This is a genomic window from Caenimonas sp. SL110 (assembly GCF_001044395.1).
Lineage (GTDB): Bacteria > Pseudomonadota > Gammaproteobacteria > Burkholderiales > Burkholderiaceae_C > Ramlibacter.
In genome coordinates, this window is record NZ_JANU01000031.1 from 69,809 (window position 1) to 92,319 (window position 22,511).

Here is a 22,511-nt window from a genome sequence, read left to right on the forward strand (position 1 = left end):
GGGCTCTGCTCTGCCCTAACCCACCCAGCGACGCGCGTTACGCCAGATCTCCATCCACGGACTGAACGCGTTCTTGTCACCGTCGGTCCAGCTCATCTGGATATTGCGGAACACCCGCTCCGGGTGCGGCATGAGCGCGGTGAAGCGGCCGTCTGCCGTGGTCACTGAGGTGAGCCCGCCGGGGCTGCCGTTCGGGTTGAACGGATAGGTCTCGGTCGGCGCGCCGTGGTTGTCGGTGAATCGCATGGCAGCAATCACCTTTGACTGGTCTCCGCGATACGCGAAGTTGGCATAGCCCTCGCCGTGCGCGACGGCGATCGGCGCGCGCAAGCCCGCGAGTCCTGCAAAGAACAGGCTGGGCGACTCCAGCACTTCGACTTGCGACAGGCGCGCCTCATAGCGTTCGCTGCGATTGGTGGTGAATCGCGGCCAGGCCTGCGCACCGGGAATGATGTCCGCGAGTTCCGCCAGCATCTGGCAGCCATTGCAAACGCCCAGGGCGAAAGTGTCTTGGCGGTCGAAGAATGCCTTGAACTGATCGGCCAGCCTGGGGTTGAACATCACGCTGCGAGCCCAACCGATGCCCGCACCCAGCGTATCGCCGTAGCTGAATCCGCCGCAGGCGACGAAGCCCTTGAAGTCTTCGAGCCGGGCACGGCCTGATTGCAGGTCGGTCATGTGCACGTCGTAGGCGTCGAAGCCTGCTTCGGTGAAGGTATAGGCCATCTCGACGTGCGAATTCACGCCTTGTTCGCGCAGGATGGCGATGCGGGGACGGGTGGCGAGGATGGCTGGTGAGGAAACCCCCTCACCCCTGCCCTCTCCCGCGCGCGGGAGAGGGAGAGAGTCTGCATGGCTCCCTCGCCCCTCTGGGGAGAGGGTTGGGGTGAGGGGCAGCCGCACGTGCAGCCCCGGATCCGCCTGATCCCCCGTCGCCGCATGTTCCAGATCCGCCCCCACCGGGTTGTCCCGCTGCTGGCAGATCTTCCAGCTCACGCTGTCCCACACCTGGTGCAGGTCGGCCAGCTTCGCCGAGAACACCACCTTGGTGTCGCGCCACACCTGGACTTCGCCCTTGCCGTTGTCGATCTTCGACGACGCCGGACGGGTCGTGCCCACGAAGTGGCTGTGCTTTGCGAGGCCGTGCGAGCGCAAGACCTGCATGACCTCATTGCGCCCTTCGGTCGGCACTTGCAGCACAACGCCAAGCTCTTCGTTGAACAGCGCCTTGAGCGTCAACTCGTCACGGCGCGGCCCCACCTGCGAGGCCCAGTTCTTGGCGTCGCCGAAATCGGCGCGGCTGTCACTGATGCCATCGCCTTCGGTGATCAGCATGTCCACGTTCAGCGCCACGCCCACATGGCCCGCAAAAGCCATCTCGCATGCCGCCGCAAAGAGGCCGCCGTCACTGCGATCGTGGTACGCCAGGATGCGCCCCTGCGCGCGCAATTCGTTGACTGCATGCACGAGATCGGCGAGGTCTTTGGCCGCGTCGAGGTCCGGCACTTCATTGCCTACCTGCCCCACGACCTGCGACAGGATGCTGCCGCCCATTCGATTGCGGCCCTTGCCCAGGTCGACCAGGACCAGCGTCGTCTCTTGCGTCGCGTTGAGTTGCGGCGTGAGCGTGCCGCGGACATCGGCCAGCGTTGCAAAGGCAGAAACGATCAGGCTGACGGGTGATGTCACCTTCTTTTTGTCATCGCCATGCGACCACTGGGTACGCATCGACAGGCTGTCCTTGCCGACGGGAATAGAGATTCCCAGGGCCGGACACAGTTCCATGCCCACCGTCCGCACGGTCTCGTAGAGCGCGGCGTCTTCACCCGGCTCGCCGCAAGCGGCCATCCAGTTGGCAGAGAGCTTGACACGAGACAAATCAATCGGTGCCGCGAGCAGATTGGTAATGGCTTCAGCCACGGCCATGCGGCCCGATGCCGGCGCATCAATTGCGGCGATGGGCGTGCGTTCGCCCATGCTCATCGCCTCGCCTGCAAAGCCCTTGTAATCGGCCAGCGTGACTGCGCAATCGGCCACCGGCACCTGCCACGGGCCCACCATCTGGTCGCGATGCGACAGGCCGCCCACTGTGCGGTCGCCGATGGTGATGAGGAAGCGCTTGGAGGCCACCGTGGGGTGGCTCAGCACCTGGATCGCCGCGTCCTGCAGCTTGATGCCGGTCAGGTCGAGCGGCTTGAAATCGCGTTGGACGGACTGCACATCGCGGTGCATGCGCGGGGGTTTGCCCAGCAGCACGTTCATCGGCATGTCGACGGGTGGCCGGCCCTCACCCCGACCCTCTCCCCCGAGGGGAGAGGGAGAAGTGGATTCGGACCCTCCGTGCCTGAACGCGGACTCGCTCTCCGACTCCCTCTCCCGCTTGCGGGAGAGGGCTGGGGTGAGGGCCAAATCCACATCGCCAACCACCAGATGGCGCTCCTGCGTTGCAACCCCTACCACCGCAAACGGACACCGCTCCCGCTCGCAAAATGCCTTGAACTGCGCGAGCGACTCCGGCGCGATCGCCATCACGTATCGCTCCTGGCTTTCGTTGCACCAGATCTCTTTCGGCGCAAGACCCGACTCTTCCAGCGGAACACTGCGCAAGTCAAACCGGGCACCTCGCCCCGCATCGTTGCTCAACTCGGGAAACGCGTTGGACAAGCCGCCCGCGCCCACATCGTGGATCGCCAGAATCGGATTGCCCGCGCCCTCGGCCCAGCAATGGTTGATGACTTCCTGCGCACGACGCTCGATCTCGGGATTGCCACGCTGCACCGAATCGAAATCAAGCTCCGCCGCGTTCGCGCCGGTCGCCATCGAGCTGGCAGCGCCACCCCCCATGCCGATCCGCATGCCGGGACCGCCCAGCTGGATCAGCAAGGTGCCTGCGGGAAATTCGATCTTCTTCGTCTGCCCGGCTTCGATGGTGCCCAGGCCGCCCGCAATCATGATCGGCTTGTGATAGCCGCGCATCACGCCGCCGGCCTCCTGCTCATATTCGCGGAAATACCCCAGCAGGTTCGGCCTGCCGAATTCATTGTTGAACGCTGCGCCGCCCAGCGGTCCCTCGGTCATGATCTGCAACGGACTTGCGATGTGCTCGGGCTTGCCACCCACTTCGTCGGACCAGCCGCCCCACAGTTTGGATACCGTGAAGCCCGTCATGCCCGCCTTGGGCTTGGAGCCGCGACCGGTTGCGCCCTCGTCGCGAATCTCGCCGCCCGCGCCAGTCGATGCGCCGGGAAATGGCGAGATCGCCGTGGGATGGTTATGCGTTTCGACCTTCATCAGCACGTGATGAAGCGCCTCGCCCTTTTGATACAGAGCCTTGTCCTGCGCACTGGGCAGGAACCGTTCGACCTGCGAGCCTTCCATGATGGATGCGTTGTCGGAGTACGCGACCACCGTGTACTGCGGATTGAGCTGGTGCGTGTTGCGGATCATGCCGAACATGCTCTTGTCCTGAGGCACACCGTCGATCGTGAACTGCGCGTTGAAAATCTTGTGGCGGCAGTGTTCGCTGTTGGCCTGCGCAAACATCATCAGTTCGACATCGCTCGGGTTGCGCCCGAGGCCAGTGAAGGCATCGACCAGGTATTCGATCTCGTCTTCTGCCAGCGCCAGGCCGAACTGCGTGTTGGCCTTCTCCAGCGCCGCGCGACCGCCGCCCAGCACGTCGACGTGCTCCAGCGGCGCAGCTTCGAGTTCGGTGAACAGTGCGTGCGCAGTTGCGCGGTCCAGCATGGCGCTTTCGGTCATGCGGTCGTGCAGCAGCGCGGCGACGGCTTGCAACTGCGTGGGCTCCAGAGACCCCTTGCTGAAAATCCCGCCTTTGACATGAACCCGGAACTCGGTGATGCGCTCGATACGCTTGAGCGCGATGCCGCAGTTATGGGCGATATCGGTGGCCTTGGAAGCCCACGGCGAGACCGTGCCAAATCGCGGCGTGACCACGATGAGCGCGCCATCGCCGCCTTGCGACGCCGGATCGCCATAGGTCAGCAATGCCGCCAGGCGTGAGGTTTCATCGGGGGAAAGGGGATGATCGGTCGCGACCAGGTGCACGAACCGGGCGCTGATGCCTGCGATGCGGTCATGGACCGCCTGCAGGCGTGGAAGAAGTTGCTGGACTCGAAATTCGCCGAGGGCATTGCCGCCCTCGAACTCGGTAATGTGCAGGGTCACTGTGGGGCCTGTGGGGTCGGGAATTTTGGCACGCGTGGGCCGCTGACTGGGGCTGCGCGTTAACCCTCGAATTGTACCTGCGCGAGATCACGCGCTCTGGGATAATCCCGGCCATGAGTATCACGTACAAGGACGCAGAAGGCGTCCAGGGCATGCGCACCGCCGGACGCCTCGCGTCGGAAGTGCTGGACTACCTCACGCCCCACATCAAACCCGGAATCACCACCCGCGAGATCGACCGTCTGGCGGCCGAGTGCATGAAAAAGCAGGGCAGCGTCTCGGCGACGCTGGGCTACCAGCCGTCAGGCTATCCGCCCTACCCGGCTTCGCTTTGCACTTCGGTCAACCACGTGGTCTGCCACGGCATCCCCAACGACAAGCCGCTCAAGAAGGGCGACATCGTGAACGTCGACGTCACAGTCATCAAGGACGGCTGGTTCGGCGACACCAGCCGCATGTTCATGGTCGGTGAAGTTTCCATCGCGGCCAAGCGCCTGTGCCAGCTCACCTATGACGCCATGTGGCACGGCATCGTGCAGGTCAAGCCCGGCATGCACCTGGGCGACATCGGCGCTTCCATCCAGAAGTTCGCCGAGAGCAATGGCTTTTCGGTGGTGCGCGAATTCTGCGGCCACGGCATCGGCCGCACATTCCACGAAGACCCGCAGGTGCTGCATTACGGCAAGCCCGGCACGCTCGAAGAGCTCAAGCCCGGCATGACCTTCACCATCGAGCCCATGATCAACGCGGGCCGCAAGGAAGTGAAGGAACTGGGCAGCGACGGCTGGACCATCGTCACCAAGGACCACTCGCTGTCCGCCCAATGGGAGCACACGGTGCTGGTGACCGAGACGGGCTACGAGGTCATGACGCTGTCGGCCGGCAGCCCTCCCCCGCCGCCCTTTGTCAACGCGTGATGCCCGGCGCCTGACCTGAATGCATGATCTCGCGGCCCTTCGCGACGACTATCGTGATCGCAAGACCCGGCTGCTGACATCCCTGCAGTCGCTGGGCTCTTCCACACGCGGCATCCGGTCGCTGCTCCAGAAGCTGGCGCATGAGGCCGATGTGACGCTCACGGCGCTTTGGAATGCAGCGCAGTTCCCCGACAGCTTTTCGCTGCTGGGCGTAGGCGGGTTCGGTCGCGGCGAGCTCTTTCCGTATTCGGATGTCGATGTACTGCTGCTGATGCCCGACGGCACCTCGGTCGAAGAAGACCCCGAACTCAAGCGCAAGGTCGAAGGCTTCATCGGCAACTGCTGGGATACGGGACTTGAGATCGGCTCCAGCGTTCGCACCCTGTCCGAATGCATCGCCCAGGCAAAGTCCGATGTCACCGTCCAGACCTCGCTGCTGGAATACCGCCTGATCACCGGCAGCCAGAAACTCTGCGTGGCATTCCAGAAGCAGTTCATGCAGGCGCTGGACCCCAAGGCCTTCTTCGTTGCAAAAACGCTGGAGATGCGCCAGCGCCACACCAAGTTCGAAAACACGCCCTACTCGCTGGAGCCCAATTGCAAGGAGTCGCCCGGCGGGCTGCGCGACCTGCAGGTGATCCTGTGGGTGGCCAGGGCTGCGGGCCTTGGCAAGAGCTGGGACGACCTGGCGCGCAAGGGACTGGCCACGCCCTTCGAGGCACGCCAGATCAAGCGAAACGAGGCGGTTCTCAACCTGATCCGCGCCCGCCTGCACCTGATCGCGCACCGACGCGAAGACCGGCTGGTGTTCGACCTGCAGACGGCCGTAGCAGAGTCCTTCGGCTACACCACCAAATTCAACCCGGACACCGGGCGAGTCACGGCTCGTGCCAGTGAGGCGCTGATGAAGCGGTTCTACTGGGCTGCCAAGGCGGTCACGCAGCTCAACCAGATCCTGCTGCTCAACATCGAAGAGCGCCTGAACCCGAGCACGCACGCGCCGCAGCCAATCAACGAACGTTTCCTGAACAAGGCCGGCATGGTCGAAGTCGCGAGCGACGACCTCTACCTGAAAAATCCGCACGCCATCCTGGAGACATTTCTCGTCTACCAGACAACGGTCGGAGTGAAGGGCCTGTCGGCGCGCACCTTGCGGGCGCTCTACAACGCACGCACGGTCATGGACGGCAAGTTCCGCAGCGACCCGGTGAACCACGCGACTTTTCGCAAGATGCTGATGGAGCCCACCGGCATCACGCATGCGATGCGGCTCATGAACCAGACCTCGGTGCTGGGCCGCTACCTGTGGGTGTTCCGGCGCATCGTCGGGCAGATGCAGCACGACCTGTTCCATGTGTACACGGTGGACCAGCACATCCTGATGGTGCTGCGCAATGTGCGGCGCTTCTTCATCCCCGAGCACGCGCACGAATACACGTTCTGCTCGCAGCTCGCGGCCGGATGGGACAAGCCGTACATCCTGTATATCGCCGCTCTTTTTCACGACATTGCCAAGGGACGCGGTGGCGATCACTCGGAGCTGGGCGCGCGCGAGGTGCGCCAGTTTTGCAAGCAACACGACATCGCAGCCGAAGACTGCAAGCTCATCGAATTTCTGGTGCGCGAACACCTGACCATGAGCCGCATCGCCCAGAAAGAAGACTTGAGCAACCCGGACGTCATCGCCGCATTCGCCAAACGCGTGGGCAATGAGCGCTACCTCACGGCGCTGTACCTGCTCACGGTGGCCGACATCCGCGGCACCAGCCCCAAGGTCTGGAACGCGTGGAAGGGCAAGCTGCTCGAAGACCTCTACCGCTACACCCTGCGCACGCTGGGCGGACGCGCACCCGACCGCGACGCCGAGATCGAATCACGCAAGCGCGAATCGCTGGTGCAGCTGGCGCTGTACGCGCTGCCGTTCGAGGGCCACAAGAAGCTCTGGGACTCACTGGACGTGGGCTACTTCATGCGCCACGACGCGTCAGACATCGTCTGGCACACGCGCCACCTGGCGCGGTTTGCCGGCCAGTCGAAGGTCATCGTTCGCGCACGCCTGTCGCCGGTGGGTGAAGGCTTGCAGATCCTGGTTTACACCCCGGACCAGAGCGACCTGTTTGCACGTATTTGCGGGTACTTCGACCAGGCGGGCTTCAGCATTCTTGACGCCAAGGTTCACACGACCAACAACGGCTACGCGCTCGACACCTTCCAGGTCGTGAGCTCCATGCTGCCCGAACACAACCGCGAACTGGTGTCGATGGTCGAATCAGACCTGCAGCACACGATAGAAAAAGCCGGCCCCTTGCCAGCGCCGAGCCGCGGCCGGGTGTCACGCCGGGTACGCAGCTTTCCGATCACGCCACGCGTGCATCTGGCGCCTGACGAGAAGGCGCAAAAGTGGCTGCTCTCGATTTCCGCGAGCGATCGCGTCGGCCTGCTCTACTCGGTTGCGCGCGTACTGGCCCGGCACAACATCAACCTGCAACTGGCCAAGGTATCGACGCTGGGCGAACGGGTGGAAGACACCTTCCTGGTCGATGGTCCCGAGCTGCAGCAAAACAAGCGGCAGATCCAGATCGAGACGGAACTGCTGGAAGCGCTCAACGCCTAAAGGCCGAAGGACGTGCGCCGGTAGTTGTGCAAGCGGCCCTTGTAAGGACCACCGTCTGCAGGGAGCGAAGTCACGCGCTGCTCCGAATGCGCATATCCCAGCACTGCCATCTTGCGGCTGAAGGGTGACTGGTTTCCGCGATCGGGGTCTGCGATCAGCACTTCGACCGTCGCAGCCGAGTGCCGGTCGATGAACTGCGACAGCACCTCGGGTTGATCGCGGTCATAGAGGACATCGCTGCCGATGATCACGTCGAACAGACCCAGGGCAGGATTGGCACGGCCCCAGTTCGCCAGCTCGTACTTCATGGGCAGCATGCCGTTGAGCTTGAGGTTCTCGATCAGGAACTCGCCTGCGAGCGGATGGCAGTCGCTGGCTGTGATGTTGCCGCCTCTTCTGTGGACGATCAAGCTGGCCAACGCCAGCCCACAGCCGAGTTCGAGCACGCGGCGTCCGTCAAGCTCAAACGTCTGCATCGCCAGCGAAAGCACGCGGCCCGTCGGCCAGATCAGGCCAAAAAGCGGCCACTGCGCATCCGAGATTCCCTGCATCGCCGCTTCGCCCAGCGGGTCGTAGTACTGCTGGCGATCGAGCAGCGAACGCACTTGCAGATTGGCTCCAGCGCCGCTGACGGTTTGTTGCTTGACGAGGTAGCCGACCGGGATCGCAGGCGGGGGGATGGGAGGCGGTGACATGCAGGTAACTTCCTGCGTGCATCACGCCTGGGGGAACGAAGGGTTGCGGCGAACCCTGTGGAGCCAGTGTACGGTACCTGTGGCGCTTGATCCGGGTCAGCGCTCATCATAGTATTACACTTGTAATTACAAAATTGAGCAGACCATGTACACATTGAAGTTGACCCAGGTAGGAAATTCGGTCGGAGCCGTGTTTCCAAAGGACTTGCTTGCCAAACTGGAACTGGCAAAAGGAGACGAGCTGTACTTGACGGACACACCAGACGGATTTCGGATCACCAAACACAACCCGGAATTCGAGCAGCAGATGACTGTGGCGCGCGAGATCATGAAACGGCGTCGCGCGGTCTTGCGAGAACTCGCCAAGTGAGGCGATGGATCTGGCTGAACCGTGAAGTCATCCTGGCCGTCCATGGTGCCCAGCTCGCTGAGCATGGCGGCGCGGCGGGCGTGCGCGACATCCACCTGTTTCTGTCCGCACTGACGCGCCCTGAAAACCTTGCGGCCTACGGTAAGCCTGATGCAGCCGACCTGGCCGCCGCTTATGGATACGGGCTATCGCGAAACCACGCATTCATCGACGGAAACAAGCGCACCGGCTACGTGGCCGCCGAATTGTTCCTTGAGCTCAATGGGTTTTCGCTGACAGCGCAGGACGCGGACGCTGCGCTCACCATGCTGGCCGTTTCCGCAGGGGACATCACGGAACCGGAATTCGCCGCCTGGCTGCGCATGCATCTCGTTGACCTGGCCGCCTGAATACGGTGCGGTCCTCGGCGCGTGAAAGCTAGTCGTCTTCGCCCGCATCCAGCCCAGGAAACAGCACTTCAGTAAACCCAAACTGCGTGAAGTCGCGCACCCGCATCGGGTAGAGCTTGCCAATCAGATGATCGCACTCATGCTGCACGACGCGTGCATGGAATCCATCCACCGTGCGGTCAATCGGGTCGCCGTACTGATCGAAGCCTGTGTAGCGAATCTTCGACCAGCGCGGAACCACGCCTCGCAAACCGGGCACCGAGAGACATCCCTCCCAGCCGTCTTCTTCGGCATCTCCGATGGGCGTGATCTCCGGATTGAGAAGCACCGTGCGCGGGACGAGGGGCGCATCAGGGTAGCGAGGATTGGGCGCATCGGTGCCGAAGATCACGAGTTGCAGATCAACACCGATCTGCGGGGCTGCGAGTCCGGCCCCATTGACCGCGCGCATCGTGTCGAACATGTCCGAGACGAGCAGGTGAATGGCGTCGGAGTCGAAGTCGCCTTCTGGCACCGGTGGTGCGACGCGCAAGAGGCGCGCATCGCCCATTTTCAGGATTTCACGGACTGTCATTTCGCCATTGTGGCCGCTTTCCACGCTGCGGCTGCCCGATGAACGAGACTCGCGTGAAGCACGCCGAGCTTGGGGTTCTCGCCAAAAGGTCGGTGCGGCGCAGGCTTGAACCAGGCGTTGTTGAAATCGAGTTCAACGGCATCCCGCAAGCAGAATTTGGTGTCCGATTGGAGCCCGGCCATGCGATATGCGGCGGTGTCCGCGATGCCGACAACAAACTCACCGGCGCGCAAGCTAGTGAGCTTCTGACTCGTACCGTAGGCCACCCGCACGCGCAACTTGCCCGGATCAATTTCGCGGACTTCCAGGACAAGCGCTGGCCTGGGCTTTGGGCCAGGCTCAAGACCGGGTAAATGGGGGAAATGGCACCAGACGATGTCGCCGGCCAGGGGCTCCTGCCACCAGACTCTCGCGTTCGTCAAAACAACGTGGATTTCAACTTGCCCTGGCCGGGCACACCGCCGGCCTTGCGAATGGCACCGAGCTGCTTTTGGGTCAGCGGGCCATCGTCAAGCTCGTACTTGGGAAGCACCTCATCGGCCAGCTTGCGAAGGGCGTAATGCAAAACCTCCGACTCGCGCTCGTAGCCGAGCTGTCGTGCAATCTGCGTGAGCGTATCGCGGCTCACGCCCGTGGCCGAATCTTCGCGAAATCTCATCAGGAGCGCGGCGCCCTTTGGAGCGGGCTGCGCCGAGGCCTTGCCTGGTGAGCGACGACTGGAGGAATGCTGCATCGAGCCACTTTAGCACATGATATCGAATTGATATCAACCGGCCGTCACCCAGCCAAAAGCACCCGCAAGCCATCCTCGTCCAGCACGGTGACGCCCAACTCGCGCGCCTTGTCCAGCTTGCTGCCCGCCTCGGCCCCGGCGACGACGTAGTCGGTCTTCTTGCTGACCGAGCCCGCGACCTTGGCTCCTGCGGCTTCGAGCATGTCCTTGGCCTGGTCACGCGACAGCGTCGGCAGCGTTCCGGTCAGAACAATGGTCTTGCCTGCCAGCGGCTTGGGTGCGCGTGCTTCGGGCTCGCCCTCCTCCCAGGTCACACCGCAAGAGCGCAGCTGTTCCACCACTTCACGGTTGTGCGGCTGCCGGAAAAACGTGTGCACGCTTTCGGCGACGATGGGGCCGACATCAGGCACTTCAAGCAGCTGTTCGACGCTGGCGTCCATGATCGAATCGAGCTTGCCGAAGTGGCGAGCCAGTTCCTTGGCCGTGGTCTCACCCACGTGCCGAACGCCCAGGCCGTAGAGAAAGCGCGGCAGGGTTGTCTGTTTCGATTTTTCCAGCGCTGCCAGTACGTTCTGGGCGGACTTTTCTGCCATGCGGTCGAGCGCGACGACGTTGGCAAGGCCCAGCCGGTACAGATCGGGCAGCGTGCTGATCACCTTTGCTTCCACCATCTGATCGACCAGCTTCTCACCCAGGCCATCGATGTCCACCGCCCGGCGCTGCGCAAAATGCAGGATCGCCTGCTTGCGCTGCGCGCCGCAAAAAAGTCCCCCCGTGCAGCGGTAGTCGGCCTCGCCCTCTTCGCGGACGGCATCGGAGCCGCAGACCGGGCAGATGCGCGGCATGGTGAACTGCAATGCATCATGGTGCCTCTTCTCAGGCACCACGGCGACCACTTCTGGAATCACGTCACCGGCCCGTCGCACGATCACCGTGTCGCCCACGCGCACGTCCTTGCGCCTGGCCTCGTCCTCGTTATGCAGCGTGGCATTGGTCACCGTCACGCCGCCGACGAACACAGGTGCCAGCTTTGCAACAGGGGTGAGCTTGCCGGTACGCCCGACCTGCACATCGATGGCTTGGACAGTGGTCAACTGTTCCTGCGCGGGGTACTTGTGCGCCACCGCCCATCGTGGCTCGCGCGAAACGAATCCCAGTTGCCTCTGCAGCGCCAGGCTGTTGACCTTGTAGACCACGCCGTCGATGTCGAAAGGCAGGCTGTCCCTGTCCTTGCCGATCGCCTGGTGAAACGCAATCAGCTCATCGGCGCCGGTCGCAATCTGCGTGCGATCGGAAACCGGGAAGCCCCATGAGCGCAATGTCATCAGGATCTCGAAGTGCGTCTCGAATGTGGGGCCACCTGCCTCCGGCGCGCTGATCTCGCCCAACCCATAGGCAAAGAAACTGAGCGGCCGTTGCCGCGCGATCGCAGGATCCAGCTGCCTGACAGCACCTGCTGCCGCATTGCGCGGGTTTACGAATGTTTTTTCGCCTTTTGCACCTTTGGCGATCTTCTCGCGCTGCGATTCGTTGAGCTTTTCGAAATCGCCGCGGCTCATGTAGACCTCGCCCCGCACTTCGAGCACCGGCGGCGCGTCTTTCGGCAGACGCAAAGGGACCTGCCCGATGGTTCGAATGTTCTGCGTGACCTCTTCGCCGATCTCGCCATCGCCTCGGGTGGCAGCCTGCACCAGCACGCCGTTTTCATAACGGATGTTCATGGCGAGGCCGTCGAACTTGAGCTCCCCCACGTACTCGACTGGTGGGTCCGACTCAGCCAGGCCCAACTCGCGGCGAACACGTGCGTCAAAACTGTGCGCGCCGCTCGCCTCGATGTCGGTCTCAGTGCGGATCGACAACATCGGCACCTTGTGACGCACCCTGGCAAAGCCATCCAGCGGCTTGCCGCCGACCCGCTGGGTCGGCGAATCGGGCGAGGCCAGTTCGGGGTGCTGGGCCTCCAACTCCTGCAGTTCGCGAAAGAGCTTGTCGTACTCGGCGTCCGGCAGCTGCGGATCGTCGAGCACGTAATAGCGATGGGCGTGGTGGTGCAGCAGCTCGCGCAGCGCGTCGATGCGCTCGCGGACCTGGACAGGCGCGCTCATGAAAACAGCCGGCGAGCCTGCGGTGAGCCAGCCGAGAGGTCGCGAGCGTCGAGCGTGTCGTAGAGCTTTTCGAGGTCCGCGCCGATCACGTCCAGGCCTTCGGAGCGGATCACCTGACCGTTGTCATCGGTGATCGTCCCTTCCATCGAAGCAGCCAGCGCAATCGCGGCGTCACGCATCCTGACGAAGGGCTGCTCGCTGCGATGGACATGCGGCACGTCCAAGCTCAGTGTCAGTTCGCGCAAGGCCGATTGCGCAGGGTCATCAGCCATGGCGGCCTGCGTGTCGAACGACAAACCCAGCACCGGCGGCGCTCCGGCGCCAGTCGCAGGCAGCACCATCCTGCCGGGAATTGCACCGGCCACGAAGCCCAGCCGCGAGGCGTACTGCTGAACGTAGCCGGGGCTCCAGGCCGCATTCTTTGCGCGCAAGGTAAAGCCGAGTTGCGCGTCGTGCTCGGAAGCGAACTGGTCCAGCTCACGAGCGCGAGCGACCTCATCGAGCATTTCGGGGATCTCCGCCACGCCGTTGACAGCATCGGCGAAGGCCTGGACCTTGACCACGAATTCGGAATACTCGATCTCGTTGAGCGCGCCCGTACGGTTGGCCAGCTGCACACCCGCCTGAAAGGACGAATAGCGCTGGCCCGCGCGTGGCACTTCCCACTGGCCCGTCGCCTCGTTCAAGCCTTCGATGGCGAACGGCTTGCTGCCCGCGCGACGGGTGGAAGGCATGGCAGCGAGCGCCGCATCGCCAGACACCGGGCCTTCGAGCGCGATGGTGGTGAGCGCATCAATCAGCGCATCGAGTCCGGGCTTCTTCTCGGGCAACAGCATTTCAGGTTCGACATCGAACACCGGGTCCTGCCGGGGATGCAGTTCGGAAGGTTCGGTCTGCACATCGAACACCTCCGGCTGGCGGGGCGTGTTCTTGCGTGAGGACCAGGTGTTCCACGCGACCAGTGCGGCAAGCACCAGCCCGCCAAGGATTGCAAGGCCGATCGTGAAACTGCTCAAGCCGCCTCCACCATTGAAACTGCTGCGTCCATATCCACCGCAACGATACGCGAGACGCCCTGCTCCTGCATGGTCACACCGATGAGCTGCTCTGCCATTTCCATCGCGATCTTGTTGTGGCTGATGAACAGGAACTGCGTCTCGCGGCTCATGGCCGTGACGAGCTTGGCATAGCGTTCGGTGTTCGCGTCGTCCAGCGGCGCGTCCACCTCATCGAGCAGACAGAACGGCGCAGGATTGAGCTGGAAGATCGCGAACACGAGCGCAATCGCCGTGAGCGCCTTCTCACCGCCCGAGAGCAGGTGAATCGTCTGGTTCTTCTTGCCGGGCGGCTGTGCCAGCACCTGCACACCCGAATCGAGAATCTCGTCGCCGGTCATCACCAGCCGCGCATTGCCGCCACCGAAGAGCTCGGGGAACATGCGCCCGAAGTGCTCATTGACGATCTTGAAGGTGCCGCCGAGCAGCTCGCGCGTTTCGCCGTCGATCTTGCGGATCGCGTCTTCCAGCGTGGCCATGGCTTCGTTCAGGTCGGCCGATTGCGCGTCGAGGAACTGCTTGCGCTCGCGCGCCGTCGTCAACTCGTCCAGCGCTGCCAGATTCACCGCGCCCAGCGCAGCGATCTCGCGGTGCAGGCGGTCGATATCGCCCTGCATGCCTGACAGGCGCACCTTGCCGTCTTCGAGCGACTTGGCCACCGCTTCCAGGTCGGCCTGTGCGTCGGTGAGCAACTGCGTGTACTGCTCGAAGCCCAGCCGCGCGGCCTGTTCTTTCAGCTGAAATTCGGTGATGCGCTGGCGCAGCGGATCAAGCTCGCGCTCCAGTTGCAGGCGGCGCTCGTCGCTGGCACGCAGCTTGGCCGTCAGGTCGTCGTATTCGCTGCGCTTGGCACCCAGCGATTGTTCGCGCTCCAGCTTCAATGCCAACGCGGATTGCAGGCCCGCTTGCGCCGCTGCATCGGTCAGACGCAAGAGTTCACTCTGCGCGCGACCTTCTTCTTCGGAGATGGAAAGGGCCTGCTGGTCGGCTGTTTCGATGGCGCGCTGCAGCTCGGCCTTGCGTGACTCCACAGAGCGCAACGCGTAGGCGGCTTCCTGCGCCTGCCGCTCCAGGCTGCGGTGCTGTTCGCGAGCCTCGGCCAGCTTGCGCTCGGCCTCGATCACGCGTTCGTCGAGTTGCGCATGCCGCTCCTGGCTGTCGGCCAGCTGCATGTCGAGTTCTTCAAAACGACCCTCTGCTGTAACGCGGCGCTCCTGAAGCTCTTCGAGCAGCGCATCGACCTCGGCCATGTCGCCCGCGATCTGGTCGCTGCGTGCCCGGGTCTGCTCGGCTAGTTGCGTGAGGCGCAGCGTCTCGACCTGCAATTCATGCGCCCTGCCCTGCGTCTCGGCCGCTTCACGGCGCGCGGTGACCAGGCGCTGTGACGCATCGGTGTAAGCGGCCTCGGCACGAATCAAAGCCGACCGCGCTTCCTCCGAGATCAGCGTCTGCGCACGCAGCTGCTTTTCAAGGTTCTCGATTTCCTGCTGGCGCGCCAGCAATCCGGCCTGTTCGGAATCCTGCGCGTAGAAGCTCACGCTATGCGGGGTTACCGCATGGCCGCTCTTGACATAGATCACTTCACCGGCGGCCAGCTTGTCGCGCGCGGCAAGCGCATCTTCAAATGATGGCGCCGTGTAGCAGCCATGCAGCCAATCAGCCAGCAGCGCCTTCTGGCCCGCGTCGTTCAGTCGCAAAAGATCCGCAAGACGCGGCAGCGGCCCATTCGGCTCGGGCACTCCCGCCTGCGGAGGGCTGTAGAACGCGAGCTTGGCCGGTGGCGCGTCATTGCCAAACGCGCGAACCATGTCCAGGCGCGAAACCTCCAGCGAGTTCATCCGCTCACGCATGGCGGCTTCGAGCGCGCTTTCCCAGCCTTGCTCGATGTGGATGCGGCTCCACAGGCCCTGCAACCCGTCCAGGCCGTGCTTGGCCAACCAGGGTTTCAGCTTGCCATCGGTCTTGACCTTTTCCTGCAGCGCCTTGAGCGCTTCCATGCGGGCGGACAGGTCAGCCTGCTTCTGGCCCTCTGAATTGACAGCCTGCTGGCGCGTGCGACGGTCGTCGTCGAGCTGCGGAACCTGCTCCTGCAACTCGTGCAGGCGCGCGTCGGCGGTCTCGAAGGCCTCCTGTGAAGCGGCCAGCTGGGTGCGCAGGTTTTCAAGCCGCACTTCGTCGGGCGCTGCCAGCGCGTTGCGATCGGTCTGCAGGCGTTCGCGGCGCTGGGTGAGCTGGCGCGATTGTTCTTCGATGTTTCGCTGGTCGGCGGCCAGCACCTGTATCTGCTGCTGCACCTGGGTGACACTGCCGCGCTGCTCATTGGCGGCTGCCTGCGCAGAGCGCAGCGCGTCTTCCAGGTCAGGCATCTGGCCGGCCTGGTCCTCGACCTGGGCCGCGAGAAGAATCGACCGCTCTTCGGTCTCGATGCCTTGTCCGGCCAGCTGCTCGGACTCGGCCAGCGCCGCGTCCCGGCGGCCGGCCCATTGCTCCGTCTGCTCTTTCAGCTGCGCAAGGCGTTGTTCGACACGCTGACGGCCTTCGACCACGAAGCGGATTTCGCCTTCGAGGCGGCCCACTTCGGCGCTGGCTTCATAAAGCTGGCCCTGCGCCTGGTTGACCTGGTCACCTGCGGCGTAGTGCGCCTGGCGAATCGTTTCGAGTTCGCTTTCGATTCGGCGCAAATCGGCGACGCGCGATTCAAGATCGTTGACCGACTTCTCGGCATCGGCCTTGACCTTGGCCTGGTCGGCTTCGCTTTCTGTGCGTTTGAGGAACCACTGCTGGTGCTGCTTGAGCGTGACCTGCGACTGCAGCGTGTTGTACGTCTGCGCGACTTCAGCCTGCTTTTCGAGCTTGTCGAGGTTGGAGTTCAGCTCGCGAAGGATGTCCTCGACCCGCGTCAGGTTCTCGCGCGTGTCCGACAGGCGGTTTTCCGTCTCGCGGCGGCGCTCCTTGTACTTGGAAACGCCGGCAGCTTCTTCGAGGAAAAGGCGCAACTCTTCCGGCTTGGATTCGATGATCCGGCTGATCGTGCCCTGGCCGATGATGGCGTAGGCACGGGGCCCGAGGCCGGTGCCCAGGAACACGTCCTGCACATCGCGGCGGCGCACCGGCTGGTTGTTGATGTAGTAACTGGACGTGCCGTCGCGGGTCAGCACGCGCTTGACGGCGATTTCGGCGAATTGGGCCCACTGGCCGCCTGCGCGGTGGTCGGCGTTGTCGAAGACCAGCTCCACGGATGAGCGCGATGACGGCTTGCGGGTGGTGGTGCCGTTGAAGATCACGTCCTGCATCGACTCGCCACGCAGCTCGCTCGCGCGCGACTCGCCCAGCACCCAGCGCACGGCGTCCATGATGTTGGACTTGCCGCACCCATTGGGCCCGACCACGCCCACCAGCTGGCCCGGCAACATGAAATTGGTGGGTTCCGCGAAGGATTTGAACCCGGATAACTTGATCGAATTGAGACGCACTGGCCTGCCCGCTGTTCTGACTGTGGGGATGATAGCGGCAAGGCGTGGCGGCTCTGTATCAAACGCCGGGGCGTCTTTACCGATAATGCCCGCTATGAACCCGTTGCTATCCCGCCTGCAGCCCTACCCTTTCGAGCGGCTGCGCCAGCTTTTCGTGGGTGTCACGCCCAACCCTTCGTATCGGCCCATCAGCCTGGGCATTGGCGAGCCCAAGCACCCGACGCCGGAATTCATCAAGACCGCGTTGACCAGCTCATTGGGAGGCCTGGCCGTCTACCCCGGCACTGCCGGCGAACCCAAGCTGCGGGACTCGTTCCGAAAATGGCTGCAGACGCGCTATGGCCTCATGGCCGTGGACGCCAATACGCAGATGCTGCCGGTGAACGGCACCCGCGAGGCGCTGTTTGCCTTTGCCCAGACCGTCATCGACCCGACCAAAGACGCCATCGTCGTCTGCCCCAACCCGTTCTATCAAATCTATGAGGGCGCGGCCTTTCTCTCGGGCGCGCAGCCGTACTACGCGCCCAGCGATCCGAAACGCAATTTCGCCGTCGACTGGGACAGCGTGCCCAACGCCGTCTGGGAGAAAACCCAGCTGATCTTCGTCTGCTCGCCGGGCAACCCGACCGGCGCGGTGATGCCGCTGGACGAGTGGAAAAAACTGTTCGCCCTGTCCGACAAATACGGCTTCGTCATCGCCTCGGACGAGTGCTACAGCGAGATCTATTTCCGCGATGAGCCGCCTCTGGGAGGCCTGGAAGCCGCACACAAGCTGGGCCGCAGCGACTTCCGCCGCCTGATCTCGTTTACCAGCCTGTCCAAGCGAAGCAATGTGCCGGGCCTGCGCTCTGGTTTCGTCGCAGGCGACTCGGCCTACATCAAGCAGTTCTTGCTGTACCGCACTTATCACGGCAGCGCGATGAGCCCTATCGTGCAGGCGGCCAGCATCGCGGCCTGGGGCGACGAGAAGCACGTCGTTGAAAACCGGGCCATGTACCGCGCCAAATTCGCCGAGGTGACGCCACTGCTGGCCGACGTGCTCGACGTCAAGCTGCCCGACGCCGGCTTCTACCTGTGGGCCGCCGTACCGCAAACCCACAAGGGCAGCGAGCCTGCCGATGTCGAGTTCGCCCGCGAGCTATACGCTCAATACAATGTCACGGTGCTGCCGGGCAGCTACCTCGCTCGCGAGAGTGATGGGTTCAATCCCGGCAGCGGTCGCATCCGCATGGCCCTGGTGGCCGAGACCGCGGAATGCGTGGAAGCCGCGCAGCGCATCGTCCAGTTCGTCAAGTCCCGTTCGTAACAGATCCATCTCAGATCCATTTCATGACCCAACAGATCCAGAAAATCATCGAAGACGCGTGGGAAAACCGCGCCAGCCTGTCCGCCGCCTCGGCCCCGAAGGAAGTCGTCGACGCCGTCGAACACGTCATCGCCGAAATGAACAACGGCCACTTGCGCGTTGCAACGCGTGAGAGCGTGGGCCAATGGACGGTGCACCAGTGGATCAAGAAGGCCGTGCTGCTGTCGTTCCGCCTGAAAGACAACGAAGTGATCCGCGCCGGTGACCTGGGCTTCTACGACAAGGTGCAGACCAAGTTTGCGCACCTGTCGCCCGAGGAAATGGCCGCGACCGGCGTTCGCGTGGTGCCGCCCGCCGTGGCGCGCCGTGGCAGCTACATCGCCAAGGGCGCGATCCTCATGCCCAGCTACGTGAACATCGGCGCGTACGTCGATGAGGGCACGATGGTCGATACCTGGGCTACCGTCGGCAGCTGCGCACAGATCGGCAAGGGCGTGCACCTGTCGGGCGGCGTGGGCATCGGCGGCGTGCTGGAGCCGATCCAGGCGGGCCCCACCATCATCGAAGACAACTGCTTCATCGGTGCCCGCTCTGAAGTGGTCGAAGGCGTCATCATCGAAGAGAACTCGGTTCTGTCGATGGGCGTGTACATCGGCCAGAGCACCAAGATCTATGACCGCGAGACCGGCACCGTGACCTATGGCCGTGTGCCTGCGGGTTCGGTGGTGGTGTCGGGCAACCTGCCCAGCGCCGACGGCAAGTACAGCCTGTACTGCGCCGTGATCGTGAAAAAGGTGGACGCCAGGACGCGTGCCAAGACCAGCCTCAACGACCTGCTGCGCGACTGATCCATACCAACCAACTGAGGGGCCTTCATGTCGACGATGGAACGGATTCTTCGCCTGATGAGCGAAAAAAAGGCGTCGGATGTTTACCTGTCGGCCCACGCACCGGCGCTGATCAAGATCAACGGGCAATGCCTGCCGATCAACAACCAGCTGCTGCCGCCCGACGCCCCCATCGCGTTGCTGGGCGAAGTGCTGCCTGCTGCCCGCATCGAGGAGCTCGAAGAGACCGGTGAGCTGAACATGGCCCACGCCATTGAAGGCGTGGGCAATTTCCGGATTTCAGCGATGCGCCAGCGCGGCACCTACGCTGCCGTCATCCGCTACATCACCACCGACATTCCGGCGCTCGCGTCGCTGTCGGTGCCCATGATCCTGGGCGACCTCATCATGGACAAGCGCGGCTTGCTGCTGATGGTCGGCGCGACGGGCGCGGGCAAGAGCACGACGCTCGCTTCGATGATGGATTACCGCAACGAAAAGGTCTCGGGCCACATCCTCACGATCGAAGACCCAGTGGAGTTTCTTTTCAAGAACAAGAAATCGGTGGTGAACCAGCGCGAAGTCGGCAGCGACACCCAGTCGATGCAGACAGCGCTGAAGAATGCGTTGCGGCAGGCGCCAGACGTGATTCTGGTGGGCGAAATCCGCGACCGCGAAACCATGTCGGCCGCCATCGCCTACGCGCAATCCGGCCACCTGTGCCTGGCCACCATGCACGCCAACAACAGCTATCAGGCGCTGAACCGCATCTTGTCGTTTTATCCCGTCGAGGTACGCCCGACCATGCTGGGCGACCTGGCCGCCGCGTTGCGGGCGGTGGTGTCGCAGCGCCTCTTGCGCACGGTGCACGGTTCGCGCGCGCCTGCGGTGGAAGTCATGCTCAACACCAAGCTCATCGCCGAGCTCATCGAAAAGGGCGACTTCTCCGGCGTGAAAGAGGCGATGGAAAAGTCGATGGCCGAAGGCTCGCAAACGTTCGAGCAGGACATCGCGCGCCTGATCATCGACGGCACGGTGGACAAGAAAGAGGGCCTGGCCTACGCCGATTCGCCAACCAACCTTCAGTGGCGTCTGCAAAACGACTTCGCGGGCAAGGACATGGAACGCGCCGAAGACGGTGCATCCGATGAAGACCTGGCCGACGAACCGTCATTCACCGAAATCACGCTGGATGTGAAACATTGAAAGCCCTGCACCTCGCCGAACAGCTGATCTCCCGCCGCTCCGTCACGCCTGACGACGGCGGCTGCCAGGAGATCCTCGCCGCACGCCTGAAGCCGCTGGGTTTCGTGTGCGAAACGATTGAAAGCGGCCCGGCCGATTTCCGCGTGACCAACCTCTGGGCCAAGCGCGCCGGTCGTGGTGAGCAGACGGTGGTTTTCGCGGGGCACACCGATGTGGTGCCGACCGGACCGCTGGAGCAATGGACCAGCGACCCGTTCACACCGACGCATCGGGGTGGCCGGCTTTACGGTCGCGGCGCAGCCGACATGAAGACCTCCATCGCCGCATTCACCGTGGCCGTCGAGGAGTTTCTGGCCGCCAATCCCGACCCTTCGCTGACGGTCGCCTTGCTCATCACCAGTGACGAAGAAGGCCCGAGCGTCGACGGCACCGTGGTGGTGTGCGAACAGCTCAAGGCGCGAAATGAACGCCTGGATTACTGCATCGTCGGCGAGCCTACCTCGGTGGAAAAGCTCGGCGACATGATCAAGAACGGCCGCCGCGGCAGCATGAGCGGCAAGCTCACCGTCAAGGGCGTGCAGGGCCACATCGCCTATCCGCAACTGGCGAAAAATCCGATTCACCTCGCGCTGCCAGCCCTTGCCGAACTCGCGACGATCGAATGGGATTGGGGCAACGATTTCTTTCCGCCCACCAGCTTCCAGATGAGCAACATCCACGGCGGCACCGGCGCGGGCAACGTCATTCCGGGTGCGGTGGTCATCGATTTCAACTTCCGCTATTCGAGCGAATCGACGCCCGAGAGCCTGAAGAAACTCACGCATGAAGTGCTGGACCGGCACGGCCTTGAATACACGCTGGACTGGGTGGTTGGCGGATACCCGTTCCTCACCACGCCGGGCGAACTCGTGACTGCGGTGCAGGACGCGATCCGCAGCGAGACCGGGCTGGAAACCGAGCTTTCCACCACCGGTGGCACGAGTGACGGCCGATTCATCTCGCGCATCTGCAAGCAGGTGATCGAGTTCGGGCCGATCAACGCCAGCATCCACAAGATCGACGAATACGTGCCAGTGGACCAGATCGAGCCGCTGAAAAACGTCTATCGCCGCGTCCTGGAAAACCTCGACAAGCTCGCATGACCTTGATGGAACTCATCGAGGCGAGCGCCGCGCGTCTTGAGCAGGCTGGCGTTGCTTTCGGTCACGGCACCGACAACGCTTTCGATGAAGCCGCATGGCTGGTGCTGTGGCAGCTTGGGATGCCGCTTGATGAACTCGACGAGGTGGCCGACATGTCCATCTCGCCCGAGCAAAGCGACAGCGTGCACGAACTGATCGGCGAGCGCATCTCCACCCGCAAGCCCGCGGCCTATCTCACCCGCGAGGCATGGCTGCAGGGCGTGCCGTTCTACATCGACGAACGCGCCATCGTGCCGCGCAGCTTCATCGCCGAATTGCTGGTCGAAGGCGACATTGATCCGTGGTTGAGTGACGAGCGCACGAAGCGCGTGCTGGATCTGTGCACCGGCAACGGCAGCCTGGCGGTGCTGGCCGCCCTCACCTATCCCGGCGTCATGGTCGATGCCGCCGACATTTCCTCCGATGCGCTGGCCGTTGCGCGCATCAATGTGGACAAGCATGAATTGCAGGAGCGTGTTCGCCTGATCGAATCGGACGGCTTGCAAGCGGTTCAAGGCCCCTACGACCTGATCCTGTGCAACCCGCCCTATGTAAATGCGCAGAGCATGTCCGACCTGCCTGCCGAATACCGCGCGGAGCCTGAACTGGCGCTGGCCGGCGGCGCGGACGGCATGGATTTCATCCGCCAACTGCTGCGCGATGCCCCTGCGTGCATGTCGGATGAGGCGGTGCTGGTGCTGGAGATCGGCAACGAGCGCGATCATTTTGAAGCCGCGTTCCCCCGGCTGGAAGTGGTGTGGCTGGAGACGGGCGCAGGCGACGACCAGGTCTTGCTGGTGACGAGAAGAGATTTGCTGTCATTGCGTGCCTGACCCGCAATCCATCTGGGCAAACTTAATTGGGGTCAGATTCCAATT

General features: G+C 63.3%; 17 protein-coding genes. 10 read left to right on the forward strand and 7 right to left on the reverse strand.

The genetic code is table 11. The features are described from left to right. Positions 1-15: 15 nt before the first annotated feature. The gene (purL, locus tag AQ12_RS14785) at positions 16-4,188 is read right to left on the reverse strand and encodes a phosphoribosylformylglycinamidine synthase (RefSeq protein WP_048440703.1); all 4,173 of its coding nucleotides are present in this window, start codon (positions 4,186-4,188) and stop codon (positions 16-18) included. A 113-nt stretch (positions 4,189-4,301) separates the two neighbouring features. On the opposite strand from purL, the gene map reads away from it, so the two are divergent. After that, positions 4,302-5,105, forward strand: a complete 804-nt coding sequence (gene map / locus AQ12_RS14790) for a type I methionyl aminopeptidase (protein WP_048440704.1) — start codon at positions 4,302-4,304, stop codon at positions 5,103-5,105. A 19-nt stretch (positions 5,106-5,124) separates the two neighbouring features. Then, positions 5,125-7,719 carry a [protein-PII] uridylyltransferase gene (locus AQ12_RS14795; protein ID WP_048440705.1) on the forward strand — a complete coding sequence of 865 codons (2,595 nt, stop codon included), beginning with the start codon at positions 5,125-5,127 and terminating at the stop codon, positions 7,717-7,719. Here AQ12_RS14795 and AQ12_RS14800 read toward each other — a convergent pair. After that, entirely contained in the window at positions 7,716-8,414 is a 699-nt protein-coding gene (locus tag AQ12_RS14800) for a methyltransferase (protein ID WP_048440706.1), read from the reverse strand. The genes AQ12_RS14795 and AQ12_RS14800 overlap by 4 nt on opposite strands. A 145-nt stretch (positions 8,415-8,559) precedes the next feature. On the opposite strand from AQ12_RS14800, the gene AQ12_RS14805 reads away from it, so the two are divergent. Together AQ12_RS14805 and AQ12_RS14810 are read left to right on the forward strand one after the other, a co-directional pair. Next, a complete protein-coding gene (locus AQ12_RS14805) occupies positions 8,560-8,784 on the forward strand; it encodes a transcriptional regulator (protein ID WP_048440707.1) in 225 nt (74 codons plus the stop codon). After that, positions 8,781-9,173 carry a type II toxin-antitoxin system death-on-curing family toxin gene (locus AQ12_RS14810; RefSeq protein WP_048440708.1) on the forward strand — a complete coding sequence of 131 codons (393 nt, stop codon included), beginning with the start codon at positions 8,781-8,783 and terminating at the stop codon, positions 9,171-9,173. Before AQ12_RS14805 ends, AQ12_RS14810 begins: the two co-directional genes overlap by 4 nt. Positions 9,174-9,201: 28 nt before the next feature. On the opposite strand, the gene def is transcribed toward AQ12_RS14810, so the two are convergent. Continuing rightward, the gene (gene def, locus AQ12_RS14815; RefSeq protein WP_048440889.1) at positions 9,202-9,747 is read right to left on the reverse strand and encodes a peptide deformylase; all 546 of its coding nucleotides are present in this window, start codon (positions 9,745-9,747) and stop codon (positions 9,202-9,204) included. A gap of 53 nt (positions 9,748-9,800) precedes the next feature. On the opposite strand from def, the gene AQ12_RS23020 reads away from it, so the two are divergent. Further along, positions 9,801-10,100: a hypothetical protein gene (locus tag AQ12_RS23020; protein WP_161799035.1), complete on the forward strand. Its 300-nt coding sequence runs from the start codon at positions 9,801-9,803 to the stop codon at positions 10,098-10,100. 65 nt (positions 10,101-10,165) lie between these two features. On the opposite strand, the gene AQ12_RS14825 is transcribed toward AQ12_RS23020, so the two are convergent. Genes AQ12_RS14825 through smc form a run of 4 tightly spaced genes read right to left on the reverse strand, consistent with a single transcriptional unit; the run spans position 10,166 to position 17,113 of the window. Then, positions 10,166-10,480 (reverse strand): hypothetical protein, encoded by a 315-nt coding sequence (locus tag AQ12_RS14825; protein WP_202967509.1) that lies wholly within the window; start codon positions 10,478-10,480, stop codon positions 10,166-10,168. Positions 10,481-10,524: 44 nt separating this feature from the next. After that, positions 10,525-12,585 carry an NAD-dependent DNA ligase LigA gene (ligA, locus tag AQ12_RS14830; RefSeq protein ID WP_048440710.1) on the reverse strand — a complete coding sequence of 687 codons (2,061 nt, stop codon included), beginning with the start codon at positions 12,583-12,585 and terminating at the stop codon, positions 10,525-10,527. Further along, positions 12,582-13,601: a cell division protein ZipA C-terminal FtsZ-binding domain-containing protein gene (locus AQ12_RS14835; RefSeq protein WP_048440711.1), complete on the reverse strand. Its 1,020-nt coding sequence runs from the start codon at positions 13,599-13,601 to the stop codon at positions 12,582-12,584. Before AQ12_RS14835 ends, ligA begins: the two co-directional genes overlap by 4 nt. After that, entirely contained in the window at positions 13,598-17,113 is a 3,516-nt protein-coding gene (gene smc / locus AQ12_RS14840; RefSeq protein ID WP_048440712.1) for a chromosome segregation protein SMC, read from the reverse strand. The genes AQ12_RS14835 and smc overlap by 4 nt, the downstream gene beginning before the upstream one ends. Positions 17,114-17,207: 94 nt before the next feature. On the opposite strand from smc, the gene dapC reads away from it, so the two are divergent. From dapC to prmB, 5 genes are read left to right on the forward strand one after another with little or no spacing between them, the layout of a single operon-like run. After that, complete coding sequence (dapC, locus tag AQ12_RS14845; protein ID WP_048440713.1) at positions 17,208-18,419, forward strand: succinyldiaminopimelate transaminase; 1,212 nt, start codon at positions 17,208-17,210, stop codon at positions 18,417-18,419. 23 nt (positions 18,420-18,442) lie between these two features. Beyond that, positions 18,443-19,267 carry a 2,3,4,5-tetrahydropyridine-2,6-dicarboxylate N-succinyltransferase gene (gene dapD / locus AQ12_RS14850; protein WP_048440714.1) on the forward strand — a complete coding sequence of 275 codons (825 nt, stop codon included), beginning with the start codon at positions 18,443-18,445 and terminating at the stop codon, positions 19,265-19,267. Positions 19,268-19,294: 27 nt separating this feature from the next. Beyond that, a complete protein-coding gene (locus tag AQ12_RS14855) occupies positions 19,295-20,452 on the forward strand; it encodes a PilT/PilU family type 4a pilus ATPase (protein ID WP_048440715.1) in 1,158 nt (385 codons plus the stop codon). Continuing rightward, positions 20,449-21,594: a succinyl-diaminopimelate desuccinylase gene (gene dapE, locus AQ12_RS14860; protein ID WP_048440716.1), complete on the forward strand. Its 1,146-nt coding sequence runs from the start codon at positions 20,449-20,451 to the stop codon at positions 21,592-21,594. The genes AQ12_RS14855 and dapE overlap by 4 nt, the downstream gene beginning before the upstream one ends. Continuing rightward, positions 21,591-22,466, forward strand: coding sequence for a 50S ribosomal protein L3 N(5)-glutamine methyltransferase (gene prmB / locus AQ12_RS14865; protein WP_048440717.1), 876 nt, complete (start codon positions 21,591-21,593; stop codon positions 22,464-22,466). Before dapE ends, prmB begins: the two co-directional genes overlap by 4 nt. Positions 22,467-22,511: the final 45 nt, after the last annotated feature.